This is a genomic window from Microbacterium longlingense (genome assembly GCF_058349825.2).
In genome coordinates, this window is the sequence record NZ_JBYRJA020000001.1 from 626,467 (window position 1) to 644,344 (window position 17,878).

The window sequence follows — 17,878 nt, forward strand, 5'->3', positions numbered from 1 at the left end:
AGAACCGCCGAATTCACCGCGCCCGGGTGACGCACGACAGCGTCCGGGGGAGAATGTCGACATGGCACAGTTCATGCAGCGCCCAGAGCAGGAGAAGGACGACTGGGCGGGCCTGCCGTCAGAGCCGTGGGGTCACGACACCGCCGACGAGCTCGGCGCGGCGCCGGCGGTCGACCCGCTCATGATCGGGCTGAGCGCAGACGGCGCCTCCTCGATCGCCTCGATCGCCTTCGGCGTGCCGATGCCGGAGCCTGCCGAGGGCACGGAGGCGTGAGGCAGACCCTCGACCACACGGCGTACGACGGGCCGCGGTCGGGCGATCACGACCGCGACGAGCAGGCTCCGGGGGGGAAGACATGACCGATGACCACCGCGAAGGCGACGACCAGCCCTCGGGCGTGAACGCGCCGCCCCCGGCGCCGGATGCCGTACCGCCCGCGCAGGGGCTCCCCTATGTTCCTCCCGCGCGGGCGGCCGCGCCGCCGCCTGCGCCGGCACCGGGAGCTGGGCCCGGGGCTGGTTCCGGGGCTGAGCCTGGGGTATCGGGCACCGATGCTCCGGTGTCGTCGCAGACGCCGGTCTCGCCGTACGTTCCGGGCTCGCCGTACGTTCCGGGCTCGCCGTACGTTCCGGGCTCGCCGAACGCGGCCGCCTCACCGTACGCTGCCGCGACCGCCGCGTCACACGCGCTGGCATCCGAAGCGGAGAACACAGCCGCCGGCCCAGAGGGGGCATCCGCCGGGACGGCGTCCGCGGATCTCCGGCCGGCAGAACCCCACAGCTCCGCCGTGGCCACCGCCGGCACTCCGCAGCGCGGCGCAGCGATCGCGGTCATCATCGGCGTCGTGACGTTGCTCGTCGTTGCACTGATCATCGCCGTCGCGCTCATCGTTCCGCGTCTGCCCGACAGCGGGCAGGCGCCCGTCGAAGGCGGGGATCCGACCTCGGCCCCGGCGGAGGCGGCGAGCGAACCACAGACCGGCGCCGACGGCGAGATGGTGTTCGGGCCCGACGCGCCGGAGATCGGCGGCACGGGGTCCGCCGCCGACCGTCTCGACGGCCTGGCACAGGACTATCGGGACGCGCTCGCCGACGGCACGCTGTGGGAGCGCCTGCCCGACACGCGCGCGAACCGAGTCGCCCTGCAGGCCTTTCTCGCCTTCATCATCGATATGCGGCTCGCCGCGAAGTTCGGCGTGGATGGCGAGACGGCGTCGCAGTATCTCAAGCGCGCGAAGTACCTCGAAGATCTGTTCCTCGCCGAGCGTCCGCTCGGCGACAACGTGGAGATCGCGTTCGAGGCCGATCGCATCTTCGCCTACGACGGACTGACCGGTGAGGGCGGAACCTTCACGCAGGCCGAGTTCGACGAGTGGGCCTCTGGCCGAACCGGCTGGTGAACCGCGCCGCCCCGCCGGCAGTCGTCGGGGCGGGTGCAGGGCAGGGGCAGCGCCGGACGACGCTCGCGGGGCCGGATCCCGCCTGATGCTCCCCGGGCCGGCTCCCGCGGGCCGAGCGTGCGACACCGGCGGGGCCGCCGGCGACCGCGGGGCGGGGAGATCGGGTCGCCTCCGAGGGACCGCGCTTTTCGATGGGCGCGGCCCCCGGCACGGGTGTCAGCGTCGCGCGGGCGGCTCCTCGCCGCCGGGCTCGACGACATCGGCTGCGCCCTCGGTCGCGTCGGCGGCGGTATCGGTATCGGTGTCGGTGTCGGTGTCGACGACGATGTCCGCGGCGGCGACATCGGCGCCGACGACGTCGGCGGCTGCAACAGGGGTGGAGTCGACGTCGATGACCGCTGCCCGTAGGCCCGCTGCAGCGGGCGCATCCGCGACCACGGCGGTGTCGTCGGCGTTCGCCTCCCGGGCGCCATCGGTCTCCGCCGAGCCCTCGGTCTCGCCGTCCTCCGCGGCGGAGCCCTCCGCGCCGATGATCGGCAGGGCCTCGGTGTTCGCGGCCTCGTAGACCTCGGCGAGGCTTTCGTCGACGTGGTCTTCGTCGACCCAGGCGATGTCATCGCTGGAGTGGTCGTACTCGACGGGCACCAGCGCGAAGTCATCGCCGTACTCCTCGAGCCCGGCCTGCACGCTGTGCTCCACGGCCGCACGCGCATAGCGCGCTCGCAGGATCATCGGGTCGCGCCGCAGGTCGGTGAGGAAGGCGATCATCATGAACGCCATGATCACCGCGAAGGGGAGGGCCGCGACGATGGTCGTGTTCTGCAGGGCGCGCAGGCCACTGCCCTCGGCGCCGGTGACCAGAAGCACGGCGGCGATGACGCCGACGACCGTTCCCCACGTGACCGTGACCCAGCGCGCCGGGTCCGGACGGCCCTGCTGCGAGAGCGTGCCCATCACGAGCGATGCGGAGTCGGCGCCGGTGACGAAGAAGATCGCCACGAGGAGGATGAGCAGGACACTGGTGATCATGGGGAACGGCAGGTTCTCGAGCACCCCGAACAGCACCTCCTCCGGCGGGCTGACCTGCAGGCCGGCGCCGTTCATCTGCTGGTCGATCGCGGTGGTGCCGAAGATCGCGAACCAGACGAACGAGATCACCGACGGCACGAGGATGACGACAGTGACGAACTGACGCAGAGTGCGGCCGCGCGAGATCTTGGCGATGAACATCCCCACGAAGGGCGACCACGAGATCCACCATGCCCAGTAGAAGATCGTCCAGCTGGAGAGGAACATCTGCGTCGCCTCGCCCTGCGACGCCGTGCGTCCGACCATCATCGGCAGATCGCCGATGAACTGGGCAGCGACCGCGGGCAGCACGTTGAGGATCAGCAGCGTCGGCCCCACGAAGAAGACGAACAGCGCCAGGACGATCGCCCCGACGGCGTTGATGTTCGACAGGGCCCGGATGCCCCGCGAGACGCCCGAGGCCGCCGACGCGATGAACGCGGCGGTCAGCACCGCGATCACCGCGATCAGGATGCCGTTGCCGAGCGGCCCGATACCGCTGACCAGCTCGATGCCGTGGCCGATCTGCAGGGCTCCGAGGCCCAGCGAGGCCGCGGTGCCGAACAGGGTGACGATGATCGCGAAGATGTCGATGGTCTTGCCGAGCGGGCCTGTCGTGCGCCCCTCGCCGAGGAGCGGCGCGAAGATCGATGAGATGAGCGGGGTGCGCCCGCGGCGGAACGCACCATAGGCGATCGCGCCGCCCACGAGGGCGTAGAACGCCCACGCCTGCGGGCCCCAGTGGTAGAGCACCTGCACCTGGGCGGTGTGCATCGCCTGGAGCGTCTCTGCCTCGACGGTGCCGGGCGGCGGCGCCTCGAAGAAGGTGAGCGGCTCTGCGGCGCCCCAGAAGACCAGACCGATGCCCATGCCCGCGGCGAAGAGCATGGAGATCCACGAGAACATCGAGAACTCGGGCTCCTCGTCGTCGCGTCCGAGCGGAATACGCCCGTACCGGCTGAAGCCGACGAACAGCATGAACACCAGGATCACGGTCGCGATCGAGGTGAAGAAGAAGCCGAGGTACTCCACCACCCAGCCCAGGGCCGTGTTGGCGGTGCCCGCGAGATTGTCGCCGGCGAACACGCCCCAGGCGATGAAGCCGATCGCGAAAGCGAGCGCGATGCCGAACACGAGCCAGTCGGTGCGGTAGCGGCGGGCCACTTCCTCCACGCCGACACCGGGCACGAGAGCGGGGTGAATGCTTCGCGGTGGAAGCGCTGAAATCTCCTTGACCACCCGGCGTGCAGCTTCTGTCGCCCTGGCCGGCTGCTTCAGATCGCGCCGCAGGACGGGCCCGGAGGCCGCGGGGGTCGTGGTCGCCTTCTGTTCTGAGTTGTCCACGAGGACCCATCCTCGCATGCTGATGGATGGAATCGACGCGCTGACGCGAAAATCGTTGCCCGAAAACTGGCTGTTGCCAAGCAAATCCGACCCTGTCCGCCGCATACGCACTCCGGTGTTTCAGGGTTTGTGAGCACGGCGGGCAGCGCAGCCCCCGTTCGAGGAGACCGCGCGCCCGGGCGACGACGAACCGGACAGCGGCGCGCCAACAACGGTGCACGACCCACACCTCGGCCGCCTCACGCATAGCCGGTTCCACCCGCGGGAAGCAGACGCAGCATCCATTCCAGCAGCGGACGTACCGCCGGCCAGGTGAGCGAGGACGGCGGACGTGCCAGGGCATCCGCCCCGGCGAGCGCCGCCCGGATGCGGGAACGCGCGTCTTCGAGAAGCAGTTCTTCCGTGGTGGCGCCGGCCGCCTCGCCGCCGCCGGAGGCTCCCGAGACGGCGCGAGCCACGATCTCTCCGATCGTCACCTCGATGGCGAACGCCTCAGCGACCACGGGCCCGGGAAGCAGCACAGCGTCGTCGTCGTGCCGCACGTCGAGCACGATGGTGAACGACCACCCCGGCACCCGCACGCCGATCATGAGCAGCTCGGCGCCGTCGGCCCCTGACCCGGCGAGCACGCGGGTGGGACGCACCTCGTCGAGACGGCGGACCCAGCCGGGGAGCGCGTCCACGCGGGGCGACGGCACACGCTCGCGCAGGACGGTGTTGCCGAACATCGCCGCCCAGACCAGGAGCAGCGCATCGGTCTCGCGGCAGGGGTTCGCGAGGAATGCGGCGACCAGGCGATCCAGGGCCGCGCGTTCCGGCGATTCGCCGCGCGGTCCGCGCGGCGACGGCGAGGGGGTTCGCGGTGCGCTCGACCAGGCGAGATGACTCGCAAGCTCGAGGAACGCGAGCGGATGCTGCCAGGCGAGCGCCTCGCGCAGATCGGCGATCAGCGGTTGCGGGTCGATGTCCTTCATGCCGCCACGGTACGAAGCCGCTCCGCCGCCGTGAACGCTGCCGTCGAGAGCTGTGCGGAAGTCTCCGAAACCCGCACCCGTGCATAACGGAGCACCCCCGCGTGAGAGATCACGACGGGGCCGCCCCGGCCGCCCCGTCGCCGCCGGCCCGTGTCCCGCGGCGCCGCATCCCCTTCCCCGCCTCGCGGGTGTGCGTGTAACCTCGCAGGAGAAACCCGGGTGTCGGGGACTTTCGGGGGGAAGTCCCGCAGCCACGGGATTGTGGGGGGACACCATGATCACGGCCATTCGTCATGCCATGCCGTCGAGGGGCGGGCGCAGGCACGCCGCTCGCGCCGGCGAGAGACCGACGCCCGCTGAGGCGCATCCGACGCAGGCATCGCGATCGCCGCGCCGGTGATGCGCGGGTTCCGTCGCCCGGTGCGCGCCGCCGGCGACACGGAGCGGGGCGCGGCTCTCATGGGCGTCCTCATCGTCATGGTGATCGGCTTCATCGCCGTCTCTGTCGTCTCGGCGGCGGCGCTGCATGCCCTCGTGAACAACACCCGCTCCACCGCGCAGGCGGAGGCGTTCGTCGCGGCAGAGTCCGGTCGAGACACCGCCCTGGCCGCGATCGCCCAGGGCACCGGAACCTGCACGCCCACGCGCACCGGCACAGACCCCGCCTTCACCGCCACGGTCTACCCGGCGTCCAGCGCGACGGCTCCCGCCGGATCGGCTGGGCTGATCCCCGGCTGCCCCGGCGCCGGCACGACCTTCGTCGTGATCAGCTCGACCGGGCGCACGCCCGATGGCACCGCGACCACCGTCGAGAGCGTCTACCGCTGGGTCGCTCCGACGCCGCCGATGGTGAGCCGGTTCGGCTCGCCATCCGGCATGATCGTGAGCTCCGGCGACTACTCCGGCGACGTGCTGCTGCCGCGCGGCACCCTCACCTGCCGGGCCGACCCGCACTCTCCGCACCGCGCTTCGGTGATCCGCGGCGACGTGTACGTGCTGGGCGGCGACGCGAATCTCACCCAGTGCGCCATCGACGGCGACCTGTACGTCGACGGGAACGTGACGATGACGTCCGCGAGCTCCGTCAACGGAACGGTGCACGCCTCCGGCACCGTGACGGACAACCGCACCAGGACGGGCACGGTCGTGATCGGTCCGCTGAGCTTCGACAGCGCCGCCATCCGCTCCCAGACGCCCTGGCTCGACCTGAACACGCAGACGGCGTGGACCAACCACCCCGAGCGCCAGAGCTTCGCGAGCACCGGGTGCGACGCATCCGCGCTCAGTGCGAGCGTGCGCAGCACACTGCAACAGCAGGGCGGCGGCATCGTGCTCGACCTCACCGCGTGCACCGCGCCGCTCCTCGACCTCGACCTCGGTTCGCTCACCCTCCAGCGCGATGCGGTGATCCTCACCCGGTCCGGCCTGCGGATCGCGACGTCAGATCTGCGCGCGAGGAACAACCAGACGCGCCTGTACCTGGTTCAGACGAACGAGAGCATCGATCCGAACGCCCCCGCGCCGCCCTGCGAAGGTCGCGACCCGATCATCCTCCAGGGCGAGCGCTTCGGCATCACGCTGGACTTCCGCTCGGCCGGGCAGGCGCCGATCGTGTTCTCCTACACGCCGTGCAGCACCCGCATCGGCCTCCGGATCGGTTCGCAGCCCTTCCGCGGCCAGCTCCTCACCTCACGGCCGCGGCAGCTGGACGGCTCCTACGAGGTGTGCCAGAAGATCCCCGTCACCCGCGGCATCGAGATCGGCTGCCAGGTCGACATCAACGCCTTCACGACGCCGACGACCGCTGCGGGGGCTCCGGGCGCCCTCATCTCGCAAACGGAATCCGCGGCACAGCCGTGATGGGCACGCCCGAAGCGCGGGGGCCGCGCGAGCGAAGCGCGCGGGCAGAGCCGGCGGCGGCCGCCCGATAGACTGGCCCCTGCCCGCCTCCCCCGTCTCCAGGAGCCCGCGTGACCGCCGCAGCCGAAGCATCCGCCCGCCAGCACGTTCCCGACTCGGTCGAGAACGCCCAGGCCACGCCAGACAGTGTGCAGCCCTACGCTGCCCTCGGCCTGAAGGAAGACGAGTACGCGAAGATCCGCGAGATCCTCGGCCGCCGACCCACCTCCGGCGAGCTGGCGATGTACTCGGTGATGTGGTCTGAGCACTGCTCCTACAAGTCGAGCAAGATCTACCTGCGCCGGTTCGGCGACAAGGTGAGCGACCAGATGAAGGAACGCCTCATGGTCGGCATGGGGCAGAACGCCGGCGTCGTCGACGTGGGCGAGGGATGGGCGGTCACCTTCAAGGTGGAGTCGCACAACCACCCCTCCTACATCGAACCGTTCCAGGGTGCGGCCACGGGCGTCGGCGGCATCGTGCGCGACATCATCTCGATGGGTGCACGCCCGGTGGCGGTCATGGATCAGCTGCGCTTCGGCCACATCGACGACCCGGACACCGCCCGCGTCGTGCACGGTGTGACCAGCGGCATCTCCTTCTACGGCAACTGCCTGGGGCTGCCGAACATCGGCGGCGAGACCGTCTTCGACGCGGTCTACCAGGCCAACCCTCTCGTCAACGCGCTCGCGGTCGGGGTGCTCCGCCACGAGGACCTCAAACTCGCCAACGCTTCCGGTGTGGGCAACAAGGTCGTGCTGTTCGGCGCCCGCACCGGCGGCGACGGCATCGGCGGCGCCAGCATCCTCGCATCGGACTCGTTCGACGAGGGCGGCCCGACCAAGCGCCCGGCCGTGCAGGTCGGCGATCCGTTCGCAGAGAAGGTGCTCATCGAGTGCTGCCTCGAGCTCTACCAGAACGATCTGGTGGAGGCCATCCAGGACCTCGGTGCCGCTGGCATCTCGTGCGCCACGAGCGAACTGGCCGCCAACGGCAACAGCGGCATGCACGTCTCCCTCGACAACGTGCTCCTGCGCGACCCTTCGCTCACCGCGGAAGAGATCCTGATGTCGGAGTCTCAGGAGCGCATGATGGCCATCGTCGCACCGGAGAAGCTCGATGCGTTCCTCGAGGTCGTCGGCAAGTGGGAGGTCGAGACCAGCGTTCTCGGCGAGGTCACCGGCGACGGACGCCTCGTCATCGACTGGCAGGGTGAGCGCATCGTCGACGTCGACCCCACCACGGTCGCCGTCGACGGCCCCGTCTACGAGCGCCCCGTCGCCTATCCGACGTGGATCGACGCCCTCCAGGCGGATGCCGCGGAAGACCTGCCGCGCGACAACGAGCCGGAGGCCGTGCGCGATCAGTTCCTCGCGCTCGTGGCCTCCCCGAACCTCGCCGACACCTCGTGGATCACCAACCAGTACGACTACTACGTGCTCGGCAACACCGCCCTGTCCTTCCCGGACGACGCCGGGATGATCCGCGTCGACGAGGAGTCCGGTCTGGGCGTGGCGATCTCGACCGACTGCAACGGCCGCTACTGCCAGCTCGATCCCTACGCGGGCGCGCAGCTGGCCCTCGCCGAGGCCTACCGCAACGTGGCGATGACCGGCGCGGTGCCGACCGCGGTCACCGACTGCCTCAACTTCGGGTCGCCGGAGAACCCTGAGGTGATGTGGCAGTTCTCCCAGACCGTGGACGGTCTGGCCGAGGCCTGCTTCCAGCTCGGCACCCCGGTGACCGGCGGAAACGTGTCGTTCTACAACCAGACCGGCGACACCCCCATCCACCCGACGCCCGTGGTGGGCGTGCTCGGCATCATCGACGATGTCGCCCGCCGCATCCCCTCGGGCTGGCAGGACGCCGGGGAGAACATCTACCTCCTGGGCGTCACCTCCGCCGAGCTGAGCGGATCGGCCTGGGCGGACACCGTGCACCAGCACCTGGGCGGACGCCCGCCGGCCGTCGACCTCGACGCCGAGAAGGCCCTGGCGGCTCTCATGTCGGCGGCGGCAGAGGGCGGCCTCGTCACCAGCGCCCACGATCTGTCCTCCGGCGGCCTGGCACAGGCCGTCGCCGAGGGCGTGCTGCGCTTCGGCGTCGGTGCCCGCGTGTGGCTCACCGAGCTCATGGAGCGCGAGGGCGTCGACGCCGTCACGGCCCTCTTCTCGGAGTCGACCGCGCGCGCGATCGTCACCGTCGACCGGACAGACGACGTCCGATTCCAGGGTCTGTGCGAAGGTCGCGGTATCCCGGTCATGCGCATCGGGGTCACCGACAGCGAGCCCGCCCTCGAGGTGCAGGGCCTCTTCACCGTCTCGGTCGACGAGCTGCGCGACACCTCCACCGGCACCCTTCCCAGCGTGTTCGGCCCCACCGTGAGCGAGCACGCGCCCGCCGCGCTCTGACGGCCACGAGCAGATTGCGAAGACGATGACGGACGCCGACGACGAGCTCCTGGAGATGTACGGTGAGCGCCGTACCCGCCGCATCCGGATCACGGCATGGGCGGTGATCGTCGCACTGATCCTGGGCGCGGGCGGCACCACCATCTTCTCGCTGCTGTTCGGGTGACGATGACGGACGTCGGGCTGGTGATCTTCGACTGCGACGGCGTGCTCGTCGACAGCGAAACGGTGTCCGTCGAGATCGACCGGGAGATCCTGGCCGAGCACGGGTGGCACCTCACCACCACGGAGGTCGTCGACCGGTTCCTCGGGCGGTCCTTCCGTCACGTGCGTGACGCCCTGGAGGAGTTCCTCGGCGAGCCGCTGCCGCCGACCTGGGAGCAGGATCAGACGCCGCGCTACTTCGAGGCGTTCGACCGCGAGCTGCGGGCGGTTCCCGGCATCGAGGACGCACTCGATGCGATCACGACGGCCACGTGCGTCGCCTCGAGCGGATCTCACGAGAAGATCCGCAAGACTCTCGGGCTCACCGGTCTCCTTCCGCGTTTCGCAGGACGCATCTTCAGCGCCACCGAGGTGCCCAACGGCAAGCCGGCGCCGGACCTCTTCCTCCACGCCGCGGCGCGGATGTCGGTGCCACCGGAGCGCTGCGTCGTGATCGAGGACAGCAAGCACGGCGTCGTCGGGGCCAGGGCGGCCGGCATGCGCGTGCTGGGGTTCGCCGGCGGGCTCACCCCGCACAGCTGGCTCGACGACGCCGGGGCGGTCGTCTTCGACGACATGATGCAGCTGCCGGAGCTTCTCCGCACCTGACCGGCGGGCGTTCCGGAGCAGCGCCACGAGGCGCCTGCTGCGCTGCCGCGCTCGGCGGGCGTGCTCCCGATCGTCCGGCGCTCCGCACACCCTCATCCGGGGAGTGCCCGCAGGAGGAGATCGCCCGCGCAGCCCAGCACGCTCACGGCCGCGAGAGCGCCGGCACCGGCCACCAGCCGGAGGAACCACCCGCCCGCGGGCACATGATGCCGCCCCACGGCGGCCGTGCCGATCAGTCCCTCCAGAATCGCTGTTCCGGTCTCCGGTTTGTCGAAGTAGGCGACGTGCTCACGCCAGAGGCCAGCGAAGCGGCCGAGCGGCACGAAACGCACCACCGCCGCCGCCTCGGTGGGGCCGAAGCACACCGGGTCGGCCAGAGACTTCACGACCACGGTCTCGACCGGCGCCGGCGCCCGCGCATCGTCGGGATGCCGAGCGGCGACGTGCATCAGCAGCCCGAAAAACGTCGCCACGACGAGGAAACCCCCTGCGGCGCCCATCATGATCCCGGCGGACCGGAGAAGCTCATCCGACGCCGCGCTCGCCATTGCTCGCGCCGATGCGACCACCGCCGCATCACCGCCGGCCACGATCTCCGGCAGCCGCATCGCCGTGGCGATCACGACGCGCGCGACCCGCACGAGAGGAGCAAGAACCAGCGCCGTCAGGATGCACGACGCCACCGGGCCGATCACCGCAAAGGCCCAGAAGACCACCGGCAGGAGCGGACTGCGATGAAACGTCCGCGCGATCGTGAGCGGCACCTGCGCCCCTCCCACCGAGACCCCGCAGACGACCGCCGGATGCCCCAGGAGCCGCCGGCCGATCTCAGCGCCTTGCGAATGACCGACGATCACGATGCCCTGACACCGCTCCTGCACCCGGTCGAGCAGGCCGGTGAGGGCGGAGAGCACATCGTCGTCGAGGCGATCCGAACGGTACAGCCAGGCGTCGCCGAACGTCGCGCGCACGATCCCCGCCAGACGCGCGCAGCGGCGCGGCGCGCACACGATGCAGACGCCCAGCACCGCCAGGCCGATCAGGAGCAGGGGGACGAGAAGCGGAAGCAGGAGCATCGCCGGCAGAGCCAGCAGGTCACGGGAGATCAGCGGCCTTTTCTGACGCAGCCGATCGGCGGCGCCGAGATCGACCAGCCACCCCGCGAGCGTGACGATCACCAGGATCGGCGCGATCCGCAGCATCCACCGCAGCACCGCGCCGGGGCGCGGAGCGGTGACCTCACCATCCCACCACCCGTCGACGAAGTCCACCACCAGAGGCGGCTCACCGGTACGGTGCAGCCGCAGGCGCCGCACCGCCTCCCGGTCGCGCGGAGCGGGCAGCTCCTCCGCGGCGATGCCGATCTGCACGCATCCACCCTGAACGGCACGCGCCACATCGGCCGCCGTCTCTCCCGGGCGCTGTGTTCCGATGCCGTGGATCGCCACGACGGCGATGACCTGCTCGGTCTCCCCCGGCGGCCCGGTCTCCCGCGGTGGCTCCGTCTCCCCGGACATGGCCGGGCCGTGGTCGTTCGCGCGCTCTCTCGCGTCGGCCATCCGATCCCCCCATCCGGCGACGTGGGAACAACGCTAGCCCCGGGCGCGGGCACCCCGCACCTCTCAGACGATCGGGCCGTTCGCCTCAGTCCAGCGCCCAGGACGTGCGGCGCACGCCGTCCCACAGCACCCGCAGACGGGGCACCATCTCGATCGATGGATCGATCAGCCACTGCTGCTGCAGCCCGTCCGCCGCTGCCACGAGAAGCGAGGCGACCAGGTGCGGGTCGATGCCGGGTCCCAGCTCGCCCGCCTCCTGCGCGCGGCCGACGGTCTGGGCCAGCATCCGCCTGGCCCACGCGTAGCGCTCGTTGAAGTAGTCGTGGGCCGGGTGCATCCCGATGCTCGCCTCGGCCGAGAACTCGACGTAGAGCTGCACGAGCCCCGGGACGGTGGTGTTGTGCTCGATGACCGCGAAGAACCCTTCGATGCCATCCGGATGCGCTTCCCAGAACTCCGCGCTGTCCCGCCGGTCCCGCGCGCGCAGCACCTCCTCGTACAGCTCCTCGCGCGACGAGAAGTAGTGCATCAGGCCGGCCTGACTCAGCCCGGCGGCCTCGGCGATGTCCCGGTTGGATGTACCGCGCACCCCGTTGCGCGCGATCACATCCAGCGCCGCGGCGAGGATCTCCTCCCGCTTCGCCACACCTTTCGCATAGGGCCCGCGTTGTGCCATCCCACCACCATAGAGCCGTCTGCCGGGTCACGACGCTCAGGCGCTGCCCGTCGCTGGCACGGAGAAATCGACGGAGCCAGGACGCTTCCCCCCGAAGCCCCGGCCCCGCCGATGCTTATCTGACCTTCTTGATCGGGAAGATCACCGCGGCCCCGACGAGCGCGAGCGCTCCCGCGACCCACAGCAGCAGGCTGTAGTTCGGGTAGGTGCCGACGTAGATGAGGAAGCCGCCCACCACCGGTCCGAGCGTCTGCGGAAGGGCGTTGGCCATGTTGAAGACGCCGAGGTCTTTCCCGGTGTCGTCCGGATTGGGCAGCACGTCGACGACGAGGGCGAGATCGACGCCGACGTAGATGCCGTAGGCCAGCCCCAGCAGCGCCTCGATGAGGTAGAACTGGTTGATCGTCTCGATGTGCGCCAGCAGCACAGTGCCGACCGCGAAGAGCACGGTCGACCCCCAGACGAAGATCTTGCGCCGACCGAGCTTGTCGGAGATCTTCCCCGCCACCCAGGCCGTCGCCACCAGGCACACCGTGTAGACGAGCACGCCGGTGGAGATCACGGCCGGAGCGTCGGCCTCTGCCACGCCGAGTTCGCGCTGCACGAACAGGAAGCGGAACGTGGTGAACATGAAGCTGGCGAGGGTGATCATGAAGCGCGACCACCAGGCGAGCGCGTAGTCCGGGTGCTTGAGCGGGCTGACCCAGAACGTCTGCACCCACTCCGCGAAGGTCATGGCGGGCGGCTTGGACGGCAGCACCTGGTCCGGCAGCACGAAGGCGAAGACCACCATCGCCAGGATCGCCAGCACCGACGGGCCGACGAACATGATCACCATCTGATCGGCGAAGAGCTGGGCGACGAAGGTGCCTCCCAGGATGCCGACGTTCTGGGCGATGCCGAGGAGAGCGGCGATGCTGCCGCGCTGGAACTTCGGCACCTGGTCGGCGATGGTCGCGACGAAGGGCGCGAGCGTGGCGTTCGCTCCCAGCTGCGCGATGAACCAGCCGACGGTCGCCCAGAGCAGGTCGGGTGCGAGCGCCATGATGACGAACCCGATCGTCATGCCGATGGTGCCGCCGACGATCCAGGGCCGCCGGCGCCCCCAGCTCGACGTCGTGCGGTCGGAGAGCCGGCCGAAGACCACGTTCGCGATCGTGGCTCCCGCCGCCCCGACGCCGGCGAGCACGGCCAGGGACGCCTCGACCTCGTTGTCGGCGATGACGCCCGCCGCCGCGAGGGATTGCGCCTTGATCCCGACCCCGATGATGGCGGGGCCGAGCAGCGCCACGAAGAACACGAACTGGGCGACGATCAGCCAGATCTTGTACCGCAGCGGCGGCGGCTGCGTCGGCTCCGCGAACCAGTGGTGGTCGCGGACCACCGCCCCCGCGGTGGTCGTTCCCGACGGATTCCCCGCAGCAGAGCCGCTCACTGACGACATCCGAGCCCCCTCATTCTCCCGGTGTGATCGCGACGTGGCGTCGGGCATCCGGTGACCGGACGTCGCGATGGCGCCGCGCTGCGCTTCGTGCGATGAAAACCTAGACTCTTTCGGGTTTGACCACAAGGGCTGAGGTCAGGATTCGTCATGCGGCGCCTCTGCTCCCGCGCGCCGACCGCGGCCTGCTGCCGGAGAACGCTTGTCTTCGAAAACCGAGGCGGCTATGGTTTTGCCCATCACCCCCGGCGATGTCGCCGGCGACATCGAGGAGATCACCATGTCCGACCAGCCGAACATCGACGGTCTCAGCGCCGCAGATCTCACTCTCGAGGAGAAGGCGTCGCTCACCAGCGGCGCGGACTTCTGGCACCTCAAGGGCATCGATCGCGTCGGGCTCCCCTCGGTGATGGTCACCGACGGTCCGCACGGTCTCCGCAAGCAGCGCGGCGCGAGCGACCACCTCGGCATCGCCGACAGCGTGCCGGCGACCTGCTTCCCGCCCGCGGTCGGCCTGAGCGCGACATTCGACCCCGAGCTCGCCGAGCGCGTCGGCGAGGCGCTGGGGGTCGAATCCGCCATCGAAGACGTCGCGGTCATCCTCGGCCCCGGCATCAACATCAAGCGCAGCCCGCTGTGCGGCCGCAACTTCGAGTACATGTCCGAGGACCCGATCGTCTCCGGCGTCATGGGTGCCGGCCTCGTCCGGGGCATCCAGTCGCGGGGCGTCGGATCGTCGCTCAAGCACTTCGCCGCGAACAACCAGGAGACCGACCGCGTGCGCGTCTCGGCCGAGGTCGACCCCCGCACGCTGCGCGAGATCTACCTGCGGGCCTTCCAGCACGTCGTCGTCGAGACCCAGCCCTGGACCGTGATGTGCTCGTACAACCGCCTCAACGGGGTGTGGACCAGCGAAGACCCGTGGCTGCTCACCGACGTGCTGCGCGGCGAGTGGGGCTTCGAGGGCCTCGTGGTCTCCGACTGGGGCGCGGTGCGCGATCGCGTGCAGGGCCTTCCCGCCGGGCTCGACCTGGAGATGCCCTCCAGCAACGGCCGGACCGACGCGGAGCTCGTCGCCGCCGTACGCGACGGCGTCCTGCCGGAGGAGAAGCTCGACCTCGCAGCCGACCGGGTGATCGACCTGGTGCGCAAGTCTGTCCACCGCCCCGCGATCAGCGGTCCGCTCGACGTCGAGGCCCACCACGCGCTCGCCCGCGAGGTCGCCGGACGCTCGATCGTGCTGCTCAAGAACGACGGCGATCTGCTTCCCCTCTCACCCGCCACCCGCGTCGCCGTGATCGGCGAGTTCGCCCGCACCCCGCGCTACCAGGGCGCCGGCTCCTCGCAGATCAACCCGACGCGCCTGGACTCCGGCCTCGACGCGATCCGCGCCGTCGCCGACGGCGATGTCGTGTTCGCACCAGGGTTCACCCTCGACGGGACGGGCGACGCCGCCGCCCTGCGCGCCGAGGCCGTCGCCGCCGCCGCTGCCGCCGAGGTGGCCGTGCTGTTCCTCGGCGTCCCGGCGCACGAGGAGTCCGAGGGCTTCGACCGCACGCACATCGACCTTCCCGCCGAGCAGCGCGAGCTCATCGATGCGGTGCTCGCGGTCAACCCCCGCGTGGTCGTCACGCTCTCCAACGGCGGCGTCGTCGCGCTGCCGTTCGCCGACCGCGTGCCCGCGATCGTCGAGGCCTGGCTTCTCGGCCAGGCCGGCGGCAGCGCCACCGCAGATGTGCTCTACGGCGCGGTCAATCCCTCCGGCCGTCTCGCGGAGACCATCCCGCACCGCCTCGAGGACACCCCGGCGTTCGGCATGTTCCCCGGCGAGTTCAGCCACGTCGTCTACGGCGAGGGCCTCCTGGTCGGCTACCGCTGGTACGACGCGAAGAAGATCGACGTCGCCTTCCCCTTCGGCCATGGCCTGTCGTACACGACCTTCGCCTACGGCGATGCCACGGCATCCGTCGACGCCGCCGGCGACATCGTGGTGACCGTGCCGGTGACCAACACCGGCGACCGCGCGGGCCACGAGGTCGTGCAGGTCTACACGTCGCTGCCGGAGTCGACGGTGCTGCGCGCGCCGCGCGAGCTCAAGGCCTTCCGCGCGGTGCGCATCGAGCCGAGGGAGACCGCGCAGGTCACCCTCACGGTGCGTCGCGAAGACCTCGCCTACTGGGACATCCGCATCGACCGCTGGGTCGTGGAGGGCGGTGCGTACACCCTGGAGGTCGGCGCCTCGAGCCGTGACCTGCGGACATCGGCAGCGGTCGAGGTCGCCGGAGACGACGTCGTGCTGCCGCTGTCGATGGACTCCACGGTCGCCGAGCTCCTCGACCACCCGGTCGCGGGTCCGCTCGTGCGCGAGCGTGTCGCACCCGGTTTCCTCGAGAGCGATCTGTTCACGCTGATGGGCAACTTCCCCGTCGGACGGATCGACGGGATGCCGCTGCCGCGCGCCATGGTCGAGGAGATCATCGCTGCCGCGAGCGCCTGACCGACCCGTGCAGCGGGAGGAGCCCCGGCCGGGGCTCCTCCCGCTGCACGGTCTTCGGAGGCGAGTACGGGCGCGGCGGGAACTACGCTGAAGGCATCATGAATGAGCTCATGGCCGAGATCCTGGCGTTCGCCAGAGACCACTGGTGGCTGGCGTTCCCGATCCTCGGCGGACTCGGCGCGATCGGCTCTGCCTGGGAGCGATCCTCCCAGCGCCGCCACCGGCGCCGCCTGGAGCAGATCCGCGTCAAGGGCGAGATCCGGGCCGCGAAGATCGCGGCCCAGCACGGCGACGCCGTCCCCGCCCGGCATCCGAGCACACCGTCTCCCCCGGCACCGGCCGACGACTCCGCTGCGGCTCGCCGCGAGCTGCTGAGAAGACTCACCACCGAGCACGACGAGATCACCGCACGCTGGCTGGACTACGAGCTCGACGTGGCGAAGCTCATCGCCTACCCGGCCATGAGCGACGGACGCCAGCCGCTCACGGCGGCGTTCCTGCGCGCGAAGAAGACCGCCGACGCCCTGCGCCCATCCGCCACGGAGGCCGGGGAGAAAGAGGTCTCCGAATACCTCGACGCCGTCGGGGCCTATGCCGTCGCGTTCGAGACCGCAGAGCGCGATGCCAAGCGCGTGCGCGACGCGGGCTTCAATGCGGCAGAACGCCGCAGGCTCGAGCGTGCCCAGCAGCTGCTCAAGGTGGCCGTCGACGAGGCCGCCACCGCCGCAGAGCGGCAGATCGCCTATCAGCGGGTGCGGGAGGAGCTGGACGGCCTCATCTCGCTCTCGGACGAGGCGGTCACCGTGCTGGAGAAGAAGGTCGCCCGGTCGCTGCCCGCCCCGCCGGCGGAATGAGCATGGGGCTGCTCTCGGCGGTCGGACGGCTGTTCCGGAAACGACCCGCGACGACCGAAAGGCACCCCGCGATGGACGCACGCCCCGACCGCGAGCGCCTGGCGGCGGCCCTCGCCGCGGATGCGCCGCTGACCTGGCTGATCACGGGCGACTCGATCACCCACGGCCTCATCCACACCCACGGAGAGCGGACGTACCCGGAGCACCTGCACGAGCTGATCCGCAGCGAGCTCGGTCGCACCAGGGACGCCATCGTGAACACCGGCATCAGCGCCCACCGGATCACGGATGTGCTCGACGACTGGGACAGGCGCGTGGCGCGCTGGCAGCCCGACGTGGTGACGCTCATGATCGGCACGAACGACGCCTCCACCGGCCCGGGGCGCACCCGGGTCGACCCGGCGGACTTCGCCGCGTCGCTGCGCGCGTTCGTCGCGGGGGTGCGCGGGATCGGCGCCATCCCCGTGCTGCAGACCCCGCCCACCGTGATCCGCGCGCTCGCCCCGGAGCGGGAGCGGATCGACGCGTTCGCCGAGGCCGTGCGTTCGGTGGCCACGGAGCTGGGCGTCGTGCTGGTCGATCAGCACGCCCGTTTCACGGCGCTGGGCGCCGAGCACTTTCCCGCCGGAGTGATGAACGACGCGATCCACCCGAACGCGGCAGGACACGCCGCGCTCGCCTTGGGCCTGGCCGATGCCCTGGGCATCCGCCCCCCGGGCTCACGCACGCTCGCCACCCTCGAGGCGCGAGTCGCCGCGGCCCGGTTGCCCTGACCGCCGTCCCCAACTCAGGCAGATCCGGCAGAACAGCCCGTGCCGGCCTGTTCTGCCGGCATTGCGCGGGTTCTGCCTGAGTTGAGGAAAGGGATGCTCCTATGGATGTCAAGGTCGGGTGAGGACGTAGTAGATCTCGCGGGCGATGAGTCGTTTGAGGCAGCGGATG

Annotated in this window: 14 protein-coding genes; 9 read left to right on the plus strand and 5 right to left on the minus strand. The window is 70.6% G+C overall.

The genetic code is table 11. From position 1 onward, the window contains the following. Nucleotides 1–61: 61 nt before the first annotated feature. Together AC3RXY_RS02890 and AC3RXY_RS02895 are read left to right on the plus strand one after the other, a co-directional pair. Complete coding sequence (locus tag AC3RXY_RS02890; protein WP_491509374.1) at nucleotides 62–274, plus strand: hypothetical protein; 213 nt, start codon at nucleotides 62–64, stop codon at nucleotides 272–274. A 514-nt stretch (nucleotides 275–788) separates the two neighbouring features. Next, nucleotides 789–1,400, plus strand: a complete 612-nt coding sequence (locus AC3RXY_RS02895; RefSeq protein ID WP_491509375.1) for a hypothetical protein — start codon at nucleotides 789–791, stop codon at nucleotides 1,398–1,400. Between the two features lie 216 nt (nucleotides 1,401–1,616). On the opposite strand, the gene AC3RXY_RS02900 is transcribed toward AC3RXY_RS02895, so the two are convergent. Next, complete coding sequence (locus tag AC3RXY_RS02900; protein WP_491509376.1) at nucleotides 1,617–3,812, minus strand: BCCT family transporter; 2,196 nt, start codon at nucleotides 3,810–3,812, stop codon at nucleotides 1,617–1,619. 239 nt (nucleotides 3,813–4,051) lie between these two features. Then, a complete protein-coding gene (locus AC3RXY_RS02905; RefSeq protein ID WP_491509377.1) occupies nucleotides 4,052–4,786 on the minus strand; it encodes a hypothetical protein in 735 nt (244 codons plus the stop codon). 420 nt (nucleotides 4,787–5,206) lie between these two features. On the opposite strand from AC3RXY_RS02905, the gene AC3RXY_RS02910 reads away from it, so the two are divergent. The 4 genes from AC3RXY_RS02910 to AC3RXY_RS02925 all read left to right on the plus strand — a co-directional run bounded on the left by AC3RXY_RS02910 (nucleotide 5,207) and on the right by AC3RXY_RS02925 (nucleotide 9,909). Next, nucleotides 5,207–6,646 (plus strand): hypothetical protein, encoded by a 1,440-nt coding sequence (locus AC3RXY_RS02910; protein WP_491509378.1) that lies wholly within the window; start codon nucleotides 5,207–5,209, stop codon nucleotides 6,644–6,646. 110 nt (nucleotides 6,647–6,756) lie between these two features. Beyond that, nucleotides 6,757–9,096 carry a phosphoribosylformylglycinamidine synthase subunit PurL gene (purL, locus tag AC3RXY_RS02915; RefSeq protein ID WP_491509379.1) on the plus strand — a complete coding sequence of 780 codons (2,340 nt, stop codon included), beginning with the start codon at nucleotides 6,757–6,759 and terminating at the stop codon, nucleotides 9,094–9,096. Between the two features lie 25 nt (nucleotides 9,097–9,121). Further along, nucleotides 9,122–9,262: a hypothetical protein gene (locus AC3RXY_RS02920; RefSeq protein ID WP_491509380.1), complete on the plus strand. Its 141-nt coding sequence runs from the start codon at nucleotides 9,122–9,124 to the stop codon at nucleotides 9,260–9,262. A gap of 2 nt (nucleotides 9,263–9,264) precedes the next feature. Next, on the plus strand, nucleotides 9,265–9,909 hold the full coding sequence (locus AC3RXY_RS02925; protein ID WP_491509406.1) for an HAD family hydrolase: 645 nt from the start codon (nucleotides 9,265–9,267) through the stop codon (nucleotides 9,907–9,909). 92 nt (nucleotides 9,910–10,001) lie between these two features. Here the strand turns inward: AC3RXY_RS02925 and AC3RXY_RS02930 are convergent, their stop codons facing one another. The 3 genes from AC3RXY_RS02930 to AC3RXY_RS02940 all read right to left on the minus strand — a co-directional run bounded on the left by AC3RXY_RS02930 (nucleotide 10,002) and on the right by AC3RXY_RS02940 (nucleotide 13,588). Next, on the minus strand, nucleotides 10,002–11,468 hold the full coding sequence (locus AC3RXY_RS02930) for a hypothetical protein (protein WP_491509381.1): 1,467 nt from the start codon (nucleotides 11,466–11,468) through the stop codon (nucleotides 10,002–10,004). 85 nt (nucleotides 11,469–11,553) lie between these two features. Next, a complete protein-coding gene (locus AC3RXY_RS02935) occupies nucleotides 11,554–12,144 on the minus strand; it encodes a TetR/AcrR family transcriptional regulator (protein WP_491509382.1) in 591 nt (196 codons plus the stop codon). Between the two features lie 115 nt (nucleotides 12,145–12,259). After that, a complete protein-coding gene (locus tag AC3RXY_RS02940) occupies nucleotides 12,260–13,588 on the minus strand; it encodes an MFS transporter (protein ID WP_491509383.1) in 1,329 nt (442 codons plus the stop codon). A 277-nt stretch (nucleotides 13,589–13,865) separates the two neighbouring features. On the opposite strand from AC3RXY_RS02940, the gene AC3RXY_RS02945 reads away from it, so the two are divergent. From AC3RXY_RS02945 to AC3RXY_RS02955, 3 genes are all read left to right on the plus strand, one after another. Next, the gene (locus tag AC3RXY_RS02945) at nucleotides 13,866–16,082 is read left to right on the plus strand and encodes a glycoside hydrolase family 3 C-terminal domain-containing protein (protein WP_491509407.1); all 2,217 of its coding nucleotides are present in this window, start codon (nucleotides 13,866–13,868) and stop codon (nucleotides 16,080–16,082) included. A gap of 98 nt (nucleotides 16,083–16,180) precedes the next feature. Beyond that, nucleotides 16,181–16,936, plus strand: coding sequence for a hypothetical protein (locus AC3RXY_RS02950; RefSeq protein WP_491509384.1), 756 nt, complete (start codon nucleotides 16,181–16,183; stop codon nucleotides 16,934–16,936). A 71-nt stretch (nucleotides 16,937–17,007) separates the two neighbouring features. Continuing rightward, complete coding sequence (locus tag AC3RXY_RS02955; RefSeq protein ID WP_491509385.1) at nucleotides 17,008–17,709, plus strand: SGNH/GDSL hydrolase family protein; 702 nt, start codon at nucleotides 17,008–17,010, stop codon at nucleotides 17,707–17,709. Nucleotides 17,710–17,878: the final 169 nt, after the last annotated feature.

Excerpts from the sequence above, each read along its gene's own strand:
- AC3RXY_RS02890 (WP_491509374.1), top strand. The coding sequence starts at position 62 with ATGGCACAGTTCATGCAGCGCCCAGAGCAGGAGAAGGACGACTGGGCG.
- AC3RXY_RS02905 (WP_491509377.1), bottom strand. The coding sequence starts at position 4,786 with ATGAAGGACATCGACCCGCAACCGCTGATCGCCGATCTGCGCGAGGCG.
- AC3RXY_RS02920 (WP_491509380.1), top strand. The coding sequence starts at position 9,122 with ATGACGGACGCCGACGACGAGCTCCTGGAGATGTACGGTGAGCGCCGT.
- AC3RXY_RS02925 (WP_491509406.1), top strand. The coding sequence starts at position 9,265 with ATGACGGACGTCGGGCTGGTGATCTTCGACTGCGACGGCGTGCTCGTC.
- AC3RXY_RS02930 (WP_491509381.1), bottom strand. The coding sequence starts at position 11,468 with ATGGCCGACGCGAGAGAGCGCGCGAACGACCACGGCCCGGCCATGTCC.
- AC3RXY_RS02935 (WP_491509382.1), bottom strand. The coding sequence starts at position 12,144 with ATGGCACAACGCGGGCCCTATGCGAAAGGTGTGGCGAAGCGGGAGGAG.
- AC3RXY_RS02940 (WP_491509383.1), bottom strand. The coding sequence starts at position 13,588 with ATGTCGTCAGTGAGCGGCTCTGCTGCGGGGAATCCGTCGGGAACGACC.
- AC3RXY_RS02945 (WP_491509407.1), top strand. The coding sequence starts at position 13,866 with ATGTCCGACCAGCCGAACATCGACGGTCTCAGCGCCGCAGATCTCACT.
- AC3RXY_RS02950 (WP_491509384.1), top strand. The coding sequence starts at position 16,181 with ATGAATGAGCTCATGGCCGAGATCCTGGCGTTCGCCAGAGACCACTGG.
- AC3RXY_RS02955 (WP_491509385.1), top strand. The coding sequence starts at position 17,008 with ATGGACGCACGCCCCGACCGCGAGCGCCTGGCGGCGGCCCTCGCCGCG.